This window comes from Chryseobacterium sp. CS2K3, assembly GCF_059515185.1.
Map to the genome: position 1 here is coordinate 135,300 of NZ_JCAKRW010000005.1, position 21,200 is coordinate 156,499.

The window sequence follows — 21,200 nt, forward strand, 5'->3', positions numbered from 1 at the left end:
GTGAACAGTTAATTTGGATTAAAGTAATTTTATGAAGGAACCTAATTTAATAATGAAATGCATTCGATTAATGCATTATTTATACAATAAGAACATCCCTTTTTTACCTAAGGTTGTGCAATGGTTTATCAGGATTACATGTTCTGCAGATATTCCAGTGAATATATTAATAGGAAAAAATAGTGTTTTGAAACATAATGGACTAGGGGTCGTATTCCATGAAAAAGCTAGAATAGGAAGTAATGTAACAATTATGCAACATGTTACTTTAGGTGGAAGAAATGGTAGAGGAGCCCCTGTTATTAATGATAATGTATTTATAGGTACTGGAGCCTGTATATTAGGGGATGTGAAAATTGGTAAAAATGCAATGGTTGGAGCTAATGCGGTAGTTATAATGGATGTACCTGATAATGCCGTTGTAGGTGGAATTCCTTCTAAGATCTTAAAATATTTGGATGAAAAATAAAAAATTATTACTTGACTCTTTTTGGTCAATGGGTAGTCATATTTTTTCGCTCGGAATTATTTTAGTTTCTAATATTCTTTTGGCACGTCTTATGGGACCGAAAGAGTTTGGTCAATTAGGAATTATTATGTTCTTCATTGCCGTATTCAATGTTTTTACTGATGGAGGACTTTCAGGTGCACTAGTTAGAAGACTAGATAAAAGAGAAGAAGATTATTCCACAGTTTTTACATTTAATTTGGTTGTAAGTACTTTTTTATTTTTTGTCATGATATTGGCATCAGGACTGATTGCACAATTTTATAATACTCCCACGATTAAGTTGCCTATTATGGCTGCTGCAGTAATACTTATTATATCTTCTTTTCAAACAATTCAGAATGTAAAAATATTACAAAAATTAGAGTTCAAAAAACGATCTGTAATAACTGTAATATCAAGTTTTCTTGGAGCCATAGTTGGGATATATTTAGCATTTTTTTTTAAATTAGGGATTTGGGCACTAATATCCATTCCTATTTCAACAGTTTTATTTCAAACTCTTTTATATATTTATTATGAAGGATTTTATTTTAATTTACATTTTGATAAAAAATCCTTTAAAGAATTATTTGGTTTTGGAGTAAATACAACTCTTGTTTCAGTATTAAATTTGACGTTTGATAATATATATCAGCTTGTTATTGGAAGAGTTTTTAATATGTATCAGGTTGGTTTTTACTACCAGGCAAAGAAATTGCAGGATGTTCCGAACAATGTTGTAAATAATTTATCCCAAGGAGTGTTTTTTTCGAGTCTTTCCAGGATACAGAATGAAACACAAGAATTAATTAAAACATATAATTTAATATCAAAGTCGTTTCTATTCTTAATGGGTATGGCTGTTTTAGTTATACAACTTTTTGGAAAAGATATTATTTTATTAATGTTTGGAGTCAAATGGTTGGGAGCTGTTTTTTATATCAAGTTATTAATAATTGGTTCGCTATTTTATACACAGGAATTAATCAATAAAATGATATTTAAGATATATAATAAAACACAGAATTTATTAAGATTAGAGATTGTAAAAAAAATTTTTCAAATTATAACGCTAGTTATTGGGGTATATTTGAAAAGAATAGATATACTATTATATGGATATATCGCTACAAATGCATTTAGTTATTTTATTAACTATTTTTTTACCTCTAAAATTATCAACATTGGTTTTAAGGAGCTAGTAACAATGTTAAAAGTAGTTTTTTTGATAATACTATTAGTTGTATGCGATATGTTAATAGAAAATCACTTACCTAAAAATGGTTATATATACATATTATCATTCATAGTGATATTTCTTTATATAATGTTTTCTCAAATATTTAAAATTGTTGATTTTAGAGTGATATTAAAACTAATTAAAAAAAATGGGATCTAAAATTACGATAGTATTATCTATTATCATAAATGTATTTATAGCATTTAATGGAATATTTATTGAAAATACAGGCTTTAAATATGTTTTTATATTACCAATAGTATTTATTTTTACTTCTATTGTAAGCTATTTAAGGATTAATATTTTATCTAAATACTTTGTATTTTGGGTATTGTATATTCAGGCATTTATAAGAATGTCTTTACTACCCTACATTGTTATGAATGGCGAAAAGACATTTTTTAGTACTGACATCTTTTATTCAGATTTAACTACTTTCATGTTTATTATTGAAAATATAATAATGGCAGTATTATTTATGAATGTTAAAAGTAAAATAAATGAAGATAAAATAAATTTTACGGAAAATAAGAAATTATATAATTGTGTTTTTTTAGTTTTAATTATTTTATTAGTTTTTATTTTAAGAGATGAGGCTTTTCTAAAGAAGGTAAATTTTATATGGAACTTTGGGGATTATTTTAAAAATGTATTAGAAGGAGAAGAGGATGATTCTTCTTCTTTGTCAAACTTTTTCTTTCCTATTGTTAGAACTGTCTGTGTCGCAATTATAATATTAAAAATTAGTAAAAGTAAAGTAAGCAAAACAAAAAAAATTATTTTCTCTTCAGTTATTGTCCTGTTTAATTCTTCAATAATTGTGGGAAGTAGTAGATTTAGTATTATATATGCTTCAATACCATTGGTTTTATTGCTTTTACACATATTTCCATCTTATAAAAAAATTATTGTTAATTTCTCACTATGCTTATCCATACTGGTAATTGCCGTCTCTTCATTGACTAAGTATTCAACTCATAAACAAGTTACATTAGATAGTTTTGTGAGTGCTTTACAACTTAATGCTTATTTTACGGGAATTTTTAATTATTCGAAAGGGCTAGAATCTTATAACAATAAAAATGTTTTATTAACGGAGAGACCCTCTTATTTGATCTCAGATGTTTTTAAAAATATTCCTTTTTTTTCAAAACTAAGTGATGAACATTATCAAACATCAACATTGTTTAATAATGAAATTTATGGTAGTTACAGGAATCAAGATCAAATTGTACCTATTTCAATATCAGGTTTATACCATTTCTCTTATGGTTTTTTTTATATACATTTTATTTATCTAATTTATTTAAGCTTTTACTGGGAGAGAGTTGCATACAAACAAAAAGATATTTTGTTATTTATATGTTATGTTACAATTGCTTTTAGTTGTAGTACACTTATGATGGTTAATATAGGGTCTATTTATAAAACTATTTTTACTTTTTTTATCGTTTTAGTTCCTTTATTTAATTTTTTAAAGACAGTTTTTTATGAAAAAAATCTTGGCTATAAATAATACTATTTTCTATGAAGAAAATAGCAAACTATATCTCAATAAAGAAACCGGAGGTTTTTTTATAAAATTACAGAAACTAGAAAATGAAGTGTGTGCATTTCAGATTAGTCAAAAAAAAACAGCTAAAGATACGTTTGCAAATTTTCCATTATCAGATACAGATATTAAAATCTATGATGTAAAGCGTAGAGGCAATAGATTTTTACCTTTTTTTAAATCATTTTTTAAAATCCAAAAATTAATCTTAAAAAATGATTTTGTCTATATTTTTTATCCTGGTCCAATTTGCCAAGTTATAGCTTTATTGTGCATAATGTATAGAAAGCCATATGGTTTATATATAAGAGGTGAACAGGGGATAGAATCAGGAATATCTAAAATAATCCTTAAAAATGCTAGAACAATATTTACTATATCCCCAAGTTTTACACAAAAAATTACAGATTATAATCAAAATGTACACACAATTCGCCCCATGATAGGCTTTAACGAGTTTGATATAATAAGTGAAAAGAAATTTGATTTTAACAAAACTATTGAGTTATTGTATGTTGGAAGACTAGTATTTGATAAAGGTCTTTTTGAATTGTTAGATGCTTTAGTTACTTTACAACAAAAAAAATATAATATCCATTTAAACATAGTAGGTAGTGGTACAGATTATGATAAATTAGTTAATGAGATTAAGCAAGCCAAACTTGAGGATAGTGTTACTTTTTGGGGAATGATTTCTGAGAAAAAAGAATTGATCAGTATCTATAAAAAGAGCGATATTTTTATCTTGCCAACTTATCACGAAGGATTCCCAAGAGTTTTATATGAAGCGATGATGATGCATATCCCGATTTTGACAACTTTTGTTGGTACTATTAATTATCTTATGAAAGATGGAAAAAACTGTCTTGAAATTATTCCTAAAAGTTCAGATAGTATTGTAAGTCAGCTAGAAAAACTAATTAATAATCCGTCTTTAGCTCAAAAATTAGCGAATAACGGTTTAAAGACTATTCAGAATTATTTGGCAGATAAAAAAATTGATCACTCTGAACAGTTAAACCAATTTATACAAAAAGAATTATGAAAGTTAGTGTGATCATACCATTTTATTCTAATATAAATTGGTTAGAAGAGGCGGTAGATAGTATTTTAAATCAAACGTATAAAGATTTTGAGATTATTGTTATAAACGATGGATCTCCTGAAAATGATACAGCCTTCTTAAATAAATATGGATCTTTAATTTCATATTTTAAAATAAAAAATGGAGGGCCAGCAAAAGCACGGAATTATGGAATTGACAAAGCTGAGGGTGAGTATATAGCTTTTTTAGATTCTGATGATCTTTGGATGCCTGAAAAAATTGAAATTCAGTTAGATCATATGTTGCGGCATGATGCGGTTTGGAGCCATACAAATTATACCACATTCAATGAAAATGGGCTTTTAAAAGAAGTAGATTTAGGATATTATGATGGGAAAATATTTCCTATGAGTCTCTATTCTATGCATGTAGCAACTCCCTCGGTAATAATAAAGAAATCTGTTCTTCAAAATCAAGATTTTAGATTTCAAGAAAAGATGAGATTTGGTCAGGATTATTATTTATGGTTAACATTATCCAAAACCTATCCAATATTATTAGTAAATCAATCTTTGTGTAGGGTAAGAATACGTGGTACCAATGCAGCATTAAGAGCTAGAGCCCATTTGCAAGTAAGGGCTCAAATTTGGGAACTTTTAAAGAATAGTGAAATTTTTAAACTTAGTAAAAATAAAACTTTAACAAAACTAGCATACAGGTGGTGTGCTTTTAGCTTGAGTCAAGTTCTATATTTAGAAAAAATGGGTTGGAGTAAAAAAAGAGTAGAATCTACAGCTAAATTTTTTTATGCTCCATCATTTATAATTTTTCAATTAATGTTTAATAAATATAAAAAAAATGATTAGCCTGTCAATTGTATTATATAATACTTCAAAAGAAGATATAAATAACATTTTCAAATCATTAGAACTTGTAAAGTCTTCGTATAAATTATATATAATAGATAACTCTCCAACTAATCAATTAATTTCCTTTTTTAACGATAAAGAAAATATTGAATATTTACATAATCCTTCCAATCCAGGATTTGGAGCATCTCATAATATAGCGCTAAAAAAAACGTTAGAAGATGAAATACCCTATCACTTTGTAATTAACCCTGATGTATATTTTACAGAAGATGTAATTACTCCCATGGTTGAGTATATGAAATCTAATAAGAACATTGGTATGATGATGCCACAAATATTAAACTTAGATGGTACAGTACAACATCTTCCTAAGCTGCTGCCCTCACCATTAAGTCTTGTATTAAGAAAAATAAAGCAACCTAAGTTTATATATAACTCGTTCATTGAAAAGTATGAACTTAGGAATGTGTCTGATAATCAAATTTATAATGCTCCTATTCTTTCAGGTTGTTTCACTCTTTTTAATGCAAAAGCATTAGATGTTATCGGGTTATATGATGATCGTTTTTTTATGTATTTTGAAGATTGGGATATTTCAAGAAGAATGAACCAAAAATTTCAAACTGTATATTTTCCAAAAGTTTCTGTATTCCATGGTTATGAATCAGGAGCAAATAAAAGTAAAAAATTATTTAAAATATTTATAACATCGGCAAAAAACTATTTTGATAAATGGGGTTGGTTTTTTGATAAAGAAAGAATAAAAGTTAATAATCACATTTTAAATCAATTCAGATGAAAAAAATGACATTTTTACTTATGCTGCTAGCCAATATAATTGTTAGTGCACAGCAACCTTTTACGGTACAGAAGCTAAGCTCGCAGACTATAAATAATTATCGTAATGTAACGACGTTTAGTGAGGAATATAATGCTTATTTTAAAAAAGCTTATTCATTGGAAAAAGCACTCCCTGCAAACCTTCAAAAAGATGCTTCCATAGATTGGACTCAATATATCCAGGATGCTGTAAATAAAAATAGTATCGTTTTACTTCCTAATAAAACACTTAAAGTAAATGATAATGGGATTAATTTAAATTCTAATCAAGTTTTATTGTTTCAACCCAATACTAAACTAGTGTTAATACCTTCAGCGAAGATAGGTTATAGTATTTTAGGTGTTAACAATATAAGTAATGTGAAAATTTTTTATGCTAATATAGAAGGTGATAGAAATGGTCACTTGGGTAAGGATGGACAATGGGGATTTGGTATTGGTATCAAAAGTGGTGAAAATGTCAAAATATATTCTCCATATATAACAAATACATGGGGTGATGGAATATATGTTGGACAGATAAATGGTAAACCTTCTTCTAAAATTTATATAACGAATGCTGTTATAGATAATGTTAGAAGAAATGGAATATCAATTACTTCTGCTAAAAATGTTGATATTTTGAATAGCTATATTGCCAATACTAATGGTAATAGCCCTCAAAGTGGGATTGATTTAGAACCTAATAGAATTTATGACGATTTGGATAGTATTAATATTAAAAATGTTACCACCTTCAATAATAAATGGGCAGGAATACTTTTAGTATTTGAACAATATAAATCTAATCAGAAGAAGACGGTATCGATAAATATAGATGGGCACACTGATTCTTTTTCAACTTACGGAATCGCTTTTCATGGATTTAAGAATGATATAAATACAACAAATCTTGAAGGAATCATTAATTTACAGAATACTAAATACTCCAATAATAAAGAAAAGTTCTTTTTTTATAAAACCAATCTTTCAAAACTTAATTTAAATACTGGTGACTCTGCACTTAAAACAAAGTTCAATAATTTTAAAGTCAAATGAAGATTATAATAACAGGAGCAACTGGATTTGTTGGTCAAAATTTGAGTCAGTATTTTATTTCTAAATCAATTGAGGTAATGCCTTTATCTTTGCGACAGCAAGGATGGACAAAAAATATTGATGCTAGGGCTAATGCTATTATCCATTTAGCAGGTAAGGCACATGATACTTCTAATACCGATGCGGAGGACGAATATTTTAAAATAAACAGGGATCTTACCATCACATTGTTTCAAAAGTTCCTGAAGTCAGACATAAAAGATTTTTTTTACTTCAGCTCCGTTAAAGCAGCTGCAGATACTGTGAACGGGACTTTAACTGAAGATGTAATCGGTAAACCGTTTACAGCATATGGAAAATCAAAGTTTGAAGCAGAACAATTCCTGCTCAGCCAAACATTGCCGGAAGGTAAAAGAATTTTTATTATCCGCCCTTGTATGATTCATGGCCCGGGAAATAAAGGAAATCTGAACTTATTGTACAAAATCGTTAAAAAAGGAATACCATGGCCTTTAGCTGCTTTTGAAAATAAAAGATCATTCCTAAGTATTGATAACTTAAATTTTCTTGTTGATCAAATGATAATAAATCAGGAGCTTGCTTCAGGAATATACAATTTTGCCGATGATGAAGCAATACCCACTAATAAGCTGATTGAAGTAATCAATAATGCTCTCGGTAAGAAGGCAAAGCTTTGGAATTTATCAAAAAGTATGATCGAAAATGTGGCAAAACTTGGCGATAAGTTACACCTTCCGTTAAATTCTGAAAGATTAAAAAAATTAACAGAATCCTATGTGGTTTCTAATCAGAAAATAAAAACAGGATTAAAAATTAATTCTTTACCTATGACAGCTCAGGAAGGATTAATCAAAACTATAAAAAGTTTTACTATTTAAATTACCTAAATTTCTAAAATTCAAACAATGATACGTATACTTGACTTTCTATTCTCTTTTTTCGGAATCCTTTTCTTATGGCCAGTGGGAGTAATATTATATATAATCGGACTATTTGATACAGGATCTCCTATTTTTGTACAGGAAAGAGTAGGTAAAGAGAAAAAGCCATTTAAATTATTAAAATTCAGAACAATGCATGTAGATACAAAGTCTGTAGCTACCCATCTTTCAAGCAATGCTTCTGTAACAAAATTCGGCAGCTTTTTGCGTAAATCAAAACTTGATGAGCTTCCGCAGCTTATTAACGTTTTAAAAGGAGATATGAGTCTTGTAGGACCTAGACCCAATCTTTTTAATCAAACAGAACTTATTGAGGAAAGAGATAAAAGAGGAGTTTATAATTTCATACCAGGTATTACCGGTTTAGCACAGATTAATGAAATCGATATGTCCAGACCTGTAGAACTTGCAGAAAAAGATGCGGAAATGCTGAGAAATTTAACGGTTTCGGATTATATAAAGTATATTCTTGCTACAGTTGGAGGCAAAGGGCAGGGGGACCGTGTAGGAAAGTAATACGACGAACTTAAAAAAAGATAAATAAATCGCTTAGAAAAATTATATTTGCTATTGAATATAACACAATGCAAAATAAAATTTGGCTTTCATCCCCTCATCTTTCAGGTAATGAACTGGCTTTTATTGAAGATGCTTTCAATAAAAATTGGGTCACCTCAATAGGTGAAAATATTAATGAATTTGAAAATAGTCTTGAGAAATTCCTTGGCTGCGAAACACAGGTCTGTGCTCTGAATTCTGCTACATCTGCCATACATCTGGCACTCATATCTTTAGGAATAAAGAATGATGATGAAGTCCTTACTTCAACTTTTTCTTTTATAGCCTCTGCTAATCCTATAGTCTATCAGGGAGCAAAACCTGTTTTTGTAGACTCTGAAAAAGATACATGGAATATGTGTCCTGTTGCCTTACACGAGGCAATAGAAGATCGAATCTCAAAAGGAAATAAGCCGAAGGCTATTATTATAGTTCATCTGTATGGTATGCCTGCGAAAATGGATGAAATTTCAGCCATCGCAGAAAAATATAATATCCCGTTAATTGAAGATGCTGCTGAAGCATTAGGCTCAAACTATAAAGGAAGGTCATGTGGAACTTTCGGACGTTTTGGAATTTTATCCTTTAACGGTAATAAAATAATCACAACTTCCGGCGGAGGTGCTTTGGTTTGCCACTCAGAATCTGATAAGCAACATACCGTATTTTTATCCACCCAGGCCAGAGATAATGCACCCCACTATCAGCATTCACATATAGGATACAATTACAGAATGAGTAATATTTCTGCCGGAATAGGTCGTGGGCAAATGGAAGTTTTGAAAGACAGAATCAATGCACGCAGAAAAATGCATGATTTCTATATAAAACTATTCCGGGATATTGATGGAGTAGATGTTTTTACAGAACCTAATGAAGATTATTATTCTAATCACTGGCTTTCTGCAATTACGATAGATGAAAGTTTGGCAGGTAAGAATAGAGAAGATCTCAGATTGGCATTACTTGAAGATAATATAGAATCCAGACCTTTATGGAAGCCAATGCATATGCAGCCTGTTTTTGCGGATGCTCCATATTATGGCAAAAATGTAGCAGAAACATTATTTGAGCATGGTTTATGTTTACCTTCAGGCTCCAATCTTGAAGAGGGAGATAGACAGAGAATACAAAATATCATAGAAAAGTTTTTCTCTAAATAATAAAAATCAGCTTTATTAAAAGCTGATTTTTGTTTATCTCTTATAGAACATCTCCTTTGTAATAGCTTTAATAAGCTTATAAAATCCAAACATTTTTATATATTTGTAACAATACAAATACTTTGAAAAAATACCCTCTCTGGAAAATGCTGATGGATTACAGTATCGCATTTTTGGCAATTATGGCACTGTTGCCAGTTTTTATTATACTTTTCATTCTTACTTCCTGGGATACAGGTTTCCCTGGAATATTCTTCCAACAACGTATAGGTCGTTACGCTAAACCGTTCACAATTTATAAGTTCAAAACACTGGATACTAAAACCAGACAGAAATCCTCTGTGGGGCGCTGGATGAGAAGAACGAAACTGGATGAACTTCCTCAGTTATTTAATATCTTAAAAGGAGACATGTCTTTGGTAGGCCCCAGACCCGATATTCCTGGTTATTATGATAAACTGGAAGGGGAAGATTGTCTTGTTCTTCTTTTAAAACCAGGGCTTACCAGTGAGGCGGGTATTAAATACAGAAACGAAGAAAAACTATTGAGTTTACAGAAAAATCCTTTGCAATATAATGATGAAGTTCTTTTTCCTGATAAAATAAGGATGAATTTGGAGTATTATAACCATCTTTCTTTTAAAAATGATATTTTAATCCTATTAAAAACATTTTTTACCATGAGTAAATAAGGAAAATAAAAAAATCTTAAATATTTATTATTAGTATAAGTAATCAAGAATGTAGATATTGTGTAAAATATTAGATATATTTGTAAGGTATAAAAATTAGAGATGAATAGCCATATACCGTAATTAAAGTATCTTCCCAAGATATTGGATAAAATAGGAATTGATCATTTTATGAATAGTCTGGAGTATATTTTAGAAGGTGTTACATCTGAGGATTTCCCGTTCAAAAAAGTAATAGAAGTTTTTACCAGGATCATAATAAAAAAAGTAATATCGATTGGGACAAATTCGACAATTGTTACTGGCAATATATAGATGGAAATTTATTAATAGGGAAGGAGAATGTTATTATCAAAAAATGTGTCTGTCAATACGGTTTAGAAATCCTACAAAGTAAAAAGGATGAATTGACAGAAAAAGGAAGATTACTTACTTATAATAAAATGATGATTAAATTTTTAGATTTACAGAAAATAAACCTTGTTCATCAGCAAGAGATAGAGGAAAGATTGCTTAATACCTTTCGTTCAGGTTGGTATCTTTTAGGAAATGAGGTGAAAAATTTTGAATTTAATTTAGCAAAATATATAGGCACTCAACATGCCATAGGGGTGGCTAATGGATTAGACGCTTTAAGATTAATTCTTCGCGCCTATATTGAACTAGGAATTTTTCAGCAGGGAGACGAAATTATAGTTCCTGCCAACACATACATTGCTTCTGTTCTTGCAATTTCAGATAATGGGCTTATTCCTGTTTTAGTAGAACCAGATATCAACAATTATAATATTGATGTTTCTAAAATTGAGGAAAAAATTACTTCAAAAACTAAAGGAATACTGATTGTACATCTGTATGGCAAAATAGTTTTTTCCGAAGACCTTAAAGATATAGCCACTAAGCATAATCTTAAAATCATTGAAGATAACGCACAGACAATAGGAGCTGAATGGAATTCAGTAAAGTCAGGAAATCTAGGTGATGCGGCAGGGTTTAGTTTTTATCCTGGCAAAAATTTAGGGGCTTTAGGTGATGCAGGAGCAATAACTACCAATGATGAAGACTTGGCGAGTTGTATCAGAGCTTTAGCTAATTATGGCTCTAAAGAAAAGTATATCAATATATATCAGGGATTAAATTCCAGATTGGATGAGATACAAGCAGCTGTTTTAGATGTTAAGCTTAAGTACATTGATACAGAAAATCAAAAAAGAAGAGAAATTGCTCGCAGGTATATTGCAGAAATAAATAATCCGGAGATTATACTTCCTGAGTTTCCAGAAAAGGAAAAAGAACATGTATGGCATTTGTTCGTGATCAGAACAAAATCGAGAAATGATCTTCAGAATTATCTTTCTGATAATAATATACAGACACTCATACATTATCCTATACCGCCTCATCAACAAGAGGCTTATAAAGATTTGAATTATTTGAGTTTTCCTATTACTGAGCAGATTCATAGTGAAGTCTTAAGCTTACCTATAAGCCCTGTTATGGCTAATGAAGAAATAGATAAAGTAATTCATATTATAAATTCTTATTCCAACAGAATTTGAAATTACTTTAATACCCAAAGAATGCAACTTTGTTTCTTATTAAAAACAGTGTGGAATATTTCGGATAATTCATTAGAAATTGTCAGAAACTATGAGTAATGAAAACGTGTCATACCGACAGATTTTTAAGGCTACATCAATTTTTGGTGGCGTTCAGTTTATCAATATTTTGATTTCTGTAATACGTTCTAAATTTATTGCGATTTTATTGGGGCCGATGGGGATGGGAGTGGCAGGACTGCTAAATTCTACCATTAGCTTACTGTCTTCAATTGCTAATTTTGGAATAGGAGTAAGCAGTATAAAAGATATTGCAGTAGCCAATGAAAATCAAAACGAAGGGCGGCTTTTACATGTAATAAGTATTGTTAATAAGTTAGTTTGGCTGACAGGCACCTTTGGAATGATTTTAACTTTGGTACTTTCTCCCTTATTATCAAAACTGACATTTGATAATTATGATTATACCTGGTCTTTTATTTTTTTGTCCATTACTTTGTTTTTAGGACAGCTTACCTTGGGAAAAGATGCGGTTTTACAAGGAACACGGCAACTTAAATGGCTTGCATATGCCAATATATCAAGTTCTGTAGTATCCTTACTGATTACATTACCATTATATTTTTTATATGGAATAAACGGAATTGTTCCAGCAATGATTATATTATCCTGTACAACTCTGGCAATTACTCAGTTATTTTATAAAAAACTTAACATCAGTTTACAGCCAATAAGTTTTAAGAAAAGCTGGGAAGAAGGATTGCCCATGCTAAAGTTAGGTTTTTTTTTAAGTCTTAGCGGTATCATTGCTACGGGATGTACCTATCTTGTCAGAATTTTTATAACCCGTATTGGCGGGCTGGATGATGTAGGATTTTATAATGCCGGTTTTGGAATCGTTAACTCCTATGTCGGAATTATTTTTACAGCAATGGCAACCGATTATTATCCCAGATTATCAGCAGTAATACATGATAAACTAAAATATATAGAAACAGTAAATCAGCAGGGAAATGTAGCCTTGTTGATTTTGGGTCCTATCATTACAATATTCGTTGTGTTTGCTAATCTTGCTATTAGAATGCTTTATAGTAAAGATTTTTTGCCTATCAATTCGATGATACAATATGCAATGATTGGCGTTTTCTTTAAAGCTTCTTCCTGGTTAATGAGCTATATTATATTAGCCAAAGGCTCAACTCAGCTATTTTTCTGGAGTGAATTAACAGCTAATATATATATGACTATATTAAATTGTATAGGGTTTTATTATGGGGGGTTGGAAGGATTGGGAATTTCATTCCTTGCAGGGTATATTATTTATGCTGTACAAATGTTTTTTATTTCAAAAAAGATTTATAGTTTTTACTTTGATATTTCTTTCTTAAAATTATTTATTGTACAAATCTCTATAGCCATTATTGCGCTTTTAATGATGAGAATGATAGATAATGATTATGTTTCATATAGTCTTGGATGTATAATGGTGATGATTACAGGAATATATTCAATCTATCATATCAATAATATCATAAGCATTAAAAGCTTAATTTCAAAATTCAGAAGAAAATGAAAATGATCCAGAATCCTTTAGTTTCAGTTATAGTAATCACATATAATTCAGAAAGTACTGTACTGGAAACATTGGACAGTATTAAAAATCAGACTTATCAGAATATTGAGCTGATTATTTCTGACGACTGTTCTAAAGATAAGACAGTTGAACTTTGCAACGCATGGCTGCTGGAGAATAAAGGCAGATTTATTCGTACTGAAATAAGTACTGTAAAAGAAAATGCCGGAATTTCGGCAAATTGTAATAGGGGACTTATACATGTTCAGGGTGATTGGGTAAAATTAATTGCTGGAGACGATTCTTTATTTGAAGACTGTATAATACAAAACATTGATTATATTAAAAAGAATCCATCCATACAAGCATTACAGTCATTTTCAGAGATGTATGTTGATGTATTGTCCGGCCTGTCAACAGGTAAGGTTCCATTTGAAAAGAACCTTAAGTTTTTCAAATTACAAACTGCGGAATTACAGAATAAATATCTTCAAAATTATGGAAATGTTGTTGCTGCCCCTTCAATGTTCATTGAAAAAAAAGTTTTGGATAAAGTTGGGGGATATGATGAGAGATTTAAAATGATGGAAGATTTCCCACTATGGTTAAAACTTACAGAAAATGGAATAAAGATTTATCTTTTGGAAGAATCTACCATACGTTATAGGATACATTCAAAATCTGTAATGAAAAATAGGAAACCATTTATATCTGCTAAATTTGCATATGAATATATAAATTTTATTGAAGTTTTTTTTAAAAATAGAAAATTAACTTTTTATTTTAAAAAAGAAAAGCTGAAACATAAAACTGCCATACTTTTCGAAAAGTTAGGGTTAAACAGACCTGGAATTATTCCCAAAGTCCTGTATGCTGTACTGTTTAAATTGTAAGTAAATTATTTATTTTAATATTGATTGAAAATGAAAAAAATAAATGTACTGCATATTGTTAGCCAAATGAACAGAGGGGGGGCGGAAACCTTGTTGATGAATTTTCTGCGTAGAATAGATAAAAACAGATTCAAGTTTTACTTTTTAATATTCAATGGTGCTAAAGGTGATTATGATGATGAAATTAGATCTTTAGGAGGTGAACTCATCAATATAAATGGAGGAAACTCATTGATCCGGTTTTATAATTTTTATAATTTCTTAAATAAAAATAGAGGGAAATTCGATATTGTTCACAGCCATTTACTGCTTAATGATGGATTTCAGCTTACAGCTGCAAAACTGGCAGGCATAAACAAAAGAATATCCCACTCTCATAGTACGGTTTATAAGCAGCATATGACAATTATTGATAGAGCATATGAATTTTTATTAAAAAAAAATATTGCTTTCTCTGCTACACAAAAGATTGCCTGTGGTGATCTAGCAGGAAGATATTTGTTTGGTGAGAATTCGGATTTTACCATTATCAATAATTCAATTGATCTGAATAAATTCAGAATTATAAAAAAACAATGTGAAAATTATTGGGATGCTATAACACAACATAAGGGGCTAAAAATTATACAGGTAGGTCGCCTTACAGATCTTAAAAATCATAAATTCTCTCTGGAAATAGTAAAAAAAATAAAAGATTTAGGTCATGAACTTACTTTTATGATTGTAGGAAAAGGAGAAGAACATGGTCCTATTTTGGAAATGATTAGGAATTTGAACCTTAGTGATCAGGTTGTTTTAATGGATGTACGTTCGGACGTGGCAGAGTTAATGGCCGGGGCAGATATACTTTTGCTGCCATCTAAATTTGAAGGGTTTCCTATGGTCTTGGTAGAAAGCCAGGCTATAGGTCTTCTCGCATTGGTTTCAAATAGGGTTTCAAGTGAAACTGATTTAGGCTTAGGTCTAATTAAATTTCTGGAAATTGATAAAGTTGATAGCTGGGTTGATGAAATTTTAAAGTACAAGAGGCAGTCTTTTTTTTCAGAAAATGTTTACGAAGTACTCCGTAAAAAAGGATTTGATCTGGATTCCAATATAGAATTATTAGAAAAGTTCTACAAGTAAATCAAAAATATAAAATAATTTAAGATCATATTAAATTATTAGAAATAGTACTAAAGAGTAAGAAACGTTTTTTTAAATAAAATTATTTATATTCGTCAACCAAAATTCAGGGTAATATAGACATGGAGAAAGAATATCAGAATTCAACAGAAGATTCACTGAAAGAAATTATACAGCCATATATAAAAAAATGGTATTGGTTTGTTATTTGTGTGTTATTAGCGACAACACTGGGTTTCATATATATTAAAATGACAACCCCGGTATATGAAGTTTTAACAAAAATCTTAATTAAAGATGCAAAGAAAAATGGCAATCCGGCTTCTGATATTGCTGAAATGCAAGGACTATCTGCTTTTTCAGGTTTTGGGTCAAATACCGTTGAAAATGAAATGGAAGTACTATCTTCCAAGAAAATCCTTTCTGAAGTAATTAATGAATTACCTTTGCAGTGCTCTGTTTTTAGTATTGGTAGACTTCATGATACCGAACTCTACAGAATACAGTCTCCAATTATAATCCAAGTGATTAATGAAAAACCTTTTGCCCAACTGCCCGATAAAAGAATTAATCTGACAATTAATGGTGATGCACTAGAATTAAGCTCTGAAGAATTGGAAAGGCCAATAAAGACTTTTTTTAATAGAACGATAAGCTTACCGTACGCTAATCTGATGATTATAAAAAATCCATTATTCAATCCTAAACAATTAAAAGTAGTTAACAACTATAATTCATTATATTTTATTTATAAAAACAAAGAAGCTGTTATTGATGATTTGCAAGAAACACTGAGTGTTGGGCTTAGTAATAAAGAAGCTACAGTTATCAGTTTGTCTCTGAAATATCAGAATATAGATAAGGCAAAGGATATTTTGAACACTCTCGTAAGAAAATATAATAACGAAGCAATTGTTGAAAAGAATGCAGAATCGGAAAAGACGAAGGAATTTATAGATGAAAGAGTCACGCTGATCTCGAAAGAGTTAGGTGATGTAGAAGTTAAGAAAGAAAATTTTAAGACGGATAATAATATTGTTGATATACCCTCCGAAGCAGGTGTAAACTTGCAAACTAATACAGAAGCTGAGAAGAAGAGATTAGAATTGTATACTCAGCTGGAACTCAATAATATGTACATGAGTTATTTGAATAACAAATCTTATGATGATATATTACCTGCTAATATAGGTTTAGATAATGGTACTGCAATTAGTAATATTACATCTTATAATCAACTTATTATAAATAGGAATAGATTACTTGAAAATGCTACAACCAAAAACCCTCTTGTAAAAGAGTTGGATGATGAAATAAAAGTGCTAAGGTCTACCATAAAAGAAGGTCTTGATAAAAATAGATCAAATATTCAGTTGGCTATTAATAATGTTTCCTCTATAGAAAAGAAAAGCAATAATGAGTTAAGAAAAATTCCTTCTTTTGAGCGGGTTTTCAGAAATATTGAGAGACAGCAGCAAATTAAAGAAGAGCTATATTTAGTTTTATTGAAGAAAAGAGAAGAAACTGCTATTACATTAGCCATGTCTTCAGATAAAGCAAGAATATTGGATCTAGCTTATGCTAAAAGAAAACCAGTGGCTCCTCAGAAAATGATTATTATTGGATTAGCTGTATTACTCGGAGCTGGGATTCCTTTTTTAATTTTATTTTTTAAACAATTTTTGAATACAAGAATTTCCGATAATAAAAGTATTGGTAAGCATAGCAATATACCAGTTATCGCAGAAATACCACATTTAACTGTAAAGGAGAATAACTTAATTAAGCCCAATGATATATCTCCATTAGCAGAATCTTTTAGAATTTTGGCTACCAATGTTAATATGCTTTTACCTGTTTCTAAAGAAAAAGATAAAATTATACTTGTGACATCTAGTGTGAAAGGAGAAGGAAAAACTTTTATTTCTATTAATTTAGCATTAAGTATTGCCAAACCAGGTAAAAAAGTTCTTGTTATAGGTTCTGATATCAGAAACCCTCAGTTACAGAGATATAAACCGGAAATGAAGAATGCTTACGGATTGACAGAGTTTTTATATGGATCTGTTGATAGAGTAGAGGATATTATTTATCCAAGCGGATTTAATGCTAACTGTGATTTTATTTTTTCAGGAATTATCCCTCCAAATCCGGTAGAACTTTTTGAGAATGGTAATTATACTGTTTTATTAGAAAAGCTCGCAGGGAAATACGATTACATTATTATAGATTCAGCACCATTAATGCCCGTTACAGATACATTTATCATAGTAAAATATGCAGATGCCATTCTTTATGTTGCTCGCTCAGAAAAAACTGAAAAAGCATTTATTGAATATGCAGACAATGTAGCAAAAGATAAATTAAGGAACGTTAATTTTGTTCTTAACGATGTTAAAGTTGAAAATTTTGGATATGGCAACAAACATGGATACGGCTATAAAAGTGCAGACCGACAAAATACACTAGGTAGTAGAATAAAATCTTTTTTTAACAGATAGATTAGGATTAAATAGAATAGAAAAATAAATATTATAGGTTTTTAAGGTAACATTAATGGATGTTTTTAATTTAAAGTACTATACTATATACTTTGTATTTGCTATTGCAGCATTTATATTTTCGATGTATATAGATATTAAAAAGAAGAATTATAATAATATTTCCCAGCTTGTTACATTCCTTTTATTTATAATCATTGCCTTTCTTTTCGGTTTTAGAGATTCGGATATCGGAACGGATACAGAATTGTATAAATGGCAATTCCTTACCTATTCAAATATCGATTTTGGTGTTCAGATTATTTTTAAATATTTTATCATCCTGATTCGTTTTTTTACAGAGAATTACCATTATTTTTTATTCGCTATAAGTTTATTATATGTCTCTATTATTTTTTGGAGTATTAATATATACATTGAAAATTTTAAAGCTAACTTTCTTTTAGTTGGCTTTGCTTTTGTAAGTCTTATCTTTTTTATTCAGCTTGGAATTAATATTATAAGACAGGGAGTATCTCTTGCCTTAGTGTTGTTGGCGATCAGTTATTATATTAAAGATAAGAATAATATCAAAAGCTGGTTGGTGCCTTTTATTTTGGCAATAGGATTTCATGTAACTTCTGCTGTTATACTTTTCTTGTTTTTTATCATTTTATTACTGAAAAAAATAACATTGAACTATTATTATGTTTGGTATTTTATTTTATTAGGAATATCAGCGCTTGGAGGCAGTATTTTATCTTTAGGTTCTTTTTTAAATTACTTTTTGGTAATTGACAGTAAACGGGCAGATTTTTATGTGAAAGGTCAAGGAACTGATGGAGAGTTTGTTGTTGGCTTTAAAGCTCAGTTTGCCATTTTTAATACAATATTTTTGATTATTTTTTCTTTAATCAATTATAAATTATTGAAAAATGAAAATGAGAATTACAAATTGCTTTTAAAGTACTATATGCTCATGAGTGGCGTATTTTTTATGATGTTTCAAATCCCCTATTCAGATAGGTGGGGAATCATGTCATGGATTATGATCCCATTTCTAATTGCCCCCTTATTCAGTATTAAAAATACTTCAAAGTATGGGATGATTACTGTTATGTTTTTTATATTTATTTTTGTGTTCTTTAATATCTATAATAATAGCAAATGACGGAAGTAACTGTTGCAATACCATTTTACAATGCAGAAGAATATCTCGAACAAGCAATTCTTTCTGTCTTATCTCAAACATATAAGGACTTCATTCTATTGTTAATAGATGATGGTTCTACAGATTCTTCCTTAAAAATAGCGCAGAAATATCAGAATGATCAAAGAATAAGAATTTTATCTGATGGTAAGAATCTTAATTTGGGGAACCGCTTAAACCAAATTCCTTTCATAACAGAGACTGAATTTTTAGCAAGAATGGATGCAGATGATATTATGCATCCTAAAAGAATTGAACATCAGCTTAAAATATTAAAAAGCAATCCCGAAATTGATGTTTTAGGAAGTAATGTTTACTCTATTGATGAAAATAATAATGTGACAGGGAAAAGAATGGATATTTCTGATGAACAGCTTATCCGTACTCACACATTTTCACATCCTACTGTAATGGCAAAAACGATTTGGTTTAAAAATAATCCCTATGATGTGAATGCCATTCGTATCGAAGATGCAGAACTATGGTTAAGAACAGCAGATAAATATATTTTTAAAGTTTCCGGAGAACCACTCCTTTTTTATAGAGAAATAGGAAATAAATACTATGAAAAATACCTCAAGGGGTTGCCAGGTATATGGTATATGATTAAAAAACATAGGTTTTCGAAGCGTTATTTTACATTTTCTGCTAAATATTTGCTATCTTGTATAGTATATTTTGTATTTGACTTGTTTGGAAATGAGAGTTTTCTGATTCAAAATAGAAATGATATCAAAATAAAGAAGAAAAATTATAAATTTTATATATAAAATAGGATGATGTATAAAGATTTTTTTCATTTATTTTTTTTAAAAATATCATTAGGATTCATACTACTGAGTTGTGAAGGTATTGCACAAGGGTTTTCAATCAAAGCCGTTTCCCAAAAGACGATTACAAATTATTATTCTCCTGATTATAAAAGTTTATATTACTTAAAGGATAAAATGTATGTTGTGGGAGATGAGATACTAAAAGGAGATGATCATACAGCAATTATCCAGAAAATTATTGATACCTACGAAAATATCTTATTACCGAATTCCACCATACTGATTAATAAAAATGGTCTTAAGATAGGCTCAGGAAAAAAGATCATTTTTCAGAAAAATACCAAAATTTATTTTTTAGGGCCTGCTAATGGAAGCTACTCGGATGTGGTAAAAATTTATGATGTCCATGATGTACAAATAATAAATCCTATAATCGTTGGAAGTAGAAATAGTAAACTTCAGCAAAGTGGGCAATGGAGTGCTGGCATTTCTGTTTTAAATTCCAAAAATATAAAAATTGTAAATCCAAAAATTACAGATACATATGGAGATGGAATTTTTATTGGTTCTGAAAGTGGAGGATTTTCTGAAAATGTAATTGTTGATGGCGGTTGGATAGATCAGGCAAGAAGAAATGGTATTTCTATTACTTCAGGGAAACAGATACTGGTCCAGAATATTTTGATTTCAAACACACATGGACACGATCCAGAATCTGGGATTGATATAGAACCCAGCTGGGATAAAGATACACTTAAAAATATCTTAATTAAAAACGTTTATACTTATAATAATGGATCTGCAGGAATTTCAGTTAATCTTAACGGGTTAAGTACAGACAATAGTAAAGATGCAAAAATAACAAATATAGTTATTGATGGACATGTTGACTCAGGATCAAGACATGGCTTTTTAACCTCTTTAAATAATATTAAAAATAAATTCGATGTTACTGGAAATATTACTGTAAAAAATTCAAGTTGGGAAAAGAGTAGAGATATAGCATATTGGAAAACTCCTCAAGACCATCGTATCAATATTATCTTCTCAAAAATTAAAATTGATAATAAACAAAAGAAACAAGATTTTGAAAACAGTATTCAAAATCTTAAGAACACAAAATTGACTCAGTAGA

At 29.7% G+C, this 21,200-nt stretch carries 19 protein-coding genes; all 19 read left to right on the top strand.

The genetic code is table 11. The features are described from left to right. The first annotated feature begins 31 nt into the window (after positions 1 to 31). The 19 genes from AC5YGG_RS10170 to AC5YGG_RS10260 all read left to right on the top strand — a co-directional run bounded on the left by AC5YGG_RS10170 (position 32) and on the right by AC5YGG_RS10260 (position 21,199). Positions 32 to 469, top strand: a complete 438-nt coding sequence (locus AC5YGG_RS10170; protein ID WP_496144394.1) for a serine O-acetyltransferase — start codon at positions 32 to 34, stop codon at positions 467 to 469. Next, positions 459 to 1,889: a lipopolysaccharide biosynthesis protein gene (locus tag AC5YGG_RS10175; protein WP_496144395.1), complete on the top strand. Its 1,431-nt coding sequence runs from the start codon at positions 459 to 461 to the stop codon at positions 1,887 to 1,889. The genes AC5YGG_RS10170 and AC5YGG_RS10175 overlap by 11 nt, the downstream gene beginning before the upstream one ends. Beyond that, positions 1,879 to 3,246, top strand: a complete 1,368-nt coding sequence (locus tag AC5YGG_RS10180) for a hypothetical protein (RefSeq protein WP_496144396.1) — start codon at positions 1,879 to 1,881, stop codon at positions 3,244 to 3,246. Before AC5YGG_RS10175 ends, AC5YGG_RS10180 begins: the two co-directional genes overlap by 11 nt. After that, positions 3,221 to 4,327, top strand: a complete 1,107-nt coding sequence (locus tag AC5YGG_RS10185) for a glycosyltransferase (RefSeq protein ID WP_496144397.1) — start codon at positions 3,221 to 3,223, stop codon at positions 4,325 to 4,327. The genes AC5YGG_RS10180 and AC5YGG_RS10185 overlap by 26 nt, the downstream gene beginning before the upstream one ends. Beyond that, a complete protein-coding gene (locus AC5YGG_RS10190; protein ID WP_496144398.1) occupies positions 4,324 to 5,193 on the top strand; it encodes a glycosyltransferase family 2 protein in 870 nt (289 codons plus the stop codon). Before AC5YGG_RS10185 ends, AC5YGG_RS10190 begins: the two co-directional genes overlap by 4 nt. Then, positions 5,186 to 5,998 carry a glycosyltransferase gene (locus AC5YGG_RS10195; protein WP_496144399.1) on the top strand — a complete coding sequence of 271 codons (813 nt, stop codon included), beginning with the start codon at positions 5,186 to 5,188 and terminating at the stop codon, positions 5,996 to 5,998. The genes AC5YGG_RS10190 and AC5YGG_RS10195 overlap by 8 nt, the downstream gene beginning before the upstream one ends. Beyond that, entirely contained in the window at positions 5,995 to 7,077 is a 1,083-nt protein-coding gene (locus AC5YGG_RS10200) for a hypothetical protein (RefSeq protein ID WP_496144400.1), read from the top strand. The genes AC5YGG_RS10195 and AC5YGG_RS10200 overlap by 4 nt, the downstream gene beginning before the upstream one ends. Then, the gene (locus AC5YGG_RS10205) at positions 7,074 to 7,976 is read left to right on the top strand and encodes an NAD-dependent epimerase/dehydratase family protein (RefSeq protein ID WP_496144401.1); all 903 of its coding nucleotides are present in this window, start codon (positions 7,074 to 7,076) and stop codon (positions 7,974 to 7,976) included. Before AC5YGG_RS10200 ends, AC5YGG_RS10205 begins: the two co-directional genes overlap by 4 nt. 27 nt (positions 7,977 to 8,003) lie before the next feature. Next, the gene (locus AC5YGG_RS10210; RefSeq protein ID WP_496144402.1) at positions 8,004 to 8,555 is read left to right on the top strand and encodes a sugar transferase; all 552 of its coding nucleotides are present in this window, start codon (positions 8,004 to 8,006) and stop codon (positions 8,553 to 8,555) included. A gap of 68 nt (positions 8,556 to 8,623) precedes the next feature. After that, positions 8,624 to 9,760, top strand: coding sequence for a DegT/DnrJ/EryC1/StrS family aminotransferase (locus AC5YGG_RS10215; protein ID WP_496144403.1), 1,137 nt, complete (start codon positions 8,624 to 8,626; stop codon positions 9,758 to 9,760). Positions 9,761 to 9,906: 146 nt separating this feature from the next. Continuing rightward, the gene (locus AC5YGG_RS10220) at positions 9,907 to 10,452 is read left to right on the top strand and encodes a sugar transferase (RefSeq protein WP_496144647.1); all 546 of its coding nucleotides are present in this window, start codon (positions 9,907 to 9,909) and stop codon (positions 10,450 to 10,452) included. 446 nt (positions 10,453 to 10,898) lie between these two features. Beyond that, the gene (locus tag AC5YGG_RS10225) at positions 10,899 to 12,011 is read left to right on the top strand and encodes a DegT/DnrJ/EryC1/StrS family aminotransferase (protein ID WP_496144648.1); all 1,113 of its coding nucleotides are present in this window, start codon (positions 10,899 to 10,901) and stop codon (positions 12,009 to 12,011) included. A 91-nt stretch (positions 12,012 to 12,102) separates the two neighbouring features. Next, positions 12,103 to 13,584: an O-antigen translocase gene (locus AC5YGG_RS10230; protein ID WP_496144404.1), complete on the top strand. Its 1,482-nt coding sequence runs from the start codon at positions 12,103 to 12,105 to the stop codon at positions 13,582 to 13,584. Next, positions 13,581 to 14,477, top strand: coding sequence for a glycosyltransferase (locus tag AC5YGG_RS10235; protein ID WP_496144405.1), 897 nt, complete (start codon positions 13,581 to 13,583; stop codon positions 14,475 to 14,477). The genes AC5YGG_RS10230 and AC5YGG_RS10235 overlap by 4 nt, the downstream gene beginning before the upstream one ends. Positions 14,478 to 14,507: 30 nt before the next feature. Then, entirely contained in the window at positions 14,508 to 15,602 is a 1,095-nt protein-coding gene (locus tag AC5YGG_RS10240) for a glycosyltransferase (RefSeq protein WP_496144406.1), read from the top strand. A 122-nt stretch (positions 15,603 to 15,724) separates the two neighbouring features. Continuing rightward, positions 15,725 to 18,103, top strand: coding sequence for a GumC family protein (locus AC5YGG_RS10245; RefSeq protein WP_496144407.1), 2,379 nt, complete (start codon positions 15,725 to 15,727; stop codon positions 18,101 to 18,103). A gap of 124 nt (positions 18,104 to 18,227) precedes the next feature. Next, entirely contained in the window at positions 18,228 to 19,253 is a 1,026-nt protein-coding gene (locus tag AC5YGG_RS10250; RefSeq protein WP_496144649.1) for an EpsG family protein, read from the top strand. Continuing rightward, on the top strand, positions 19,250 to 20,062 hold the full coding sequence (locus tag AC5YGG_RS10255) for a glycosyltransferase family 2 protein (protein ID WP_496144408.1): 813 nt from the start codon (positions 19,250 to 19,252) through the stop codon (positions 20,060 to 20,062). Before AC5YGG_RS10250 ends, AC5YGG_RS10255 begins: the two co-directional genes overlap by 4 nt. Positions 20,063 to 20,068: 6 nt before the next feature. Further along, the gene (locus AC5YGG_RS10260) at positions 20,069 to 21,199 is read left to right on the top strand and encodes a right-handed parallel beta-helix repeat-containing protein (protein ID WP_496144409.1); all 1,131 of its coding nucleotides are present in this window, start codon (positions 20,069 to 20,071) and stop codon (positions 21,197 to 21,199) included. The last annotated feature ends 1 nt before the right edge of the window (position 21,200 follow it).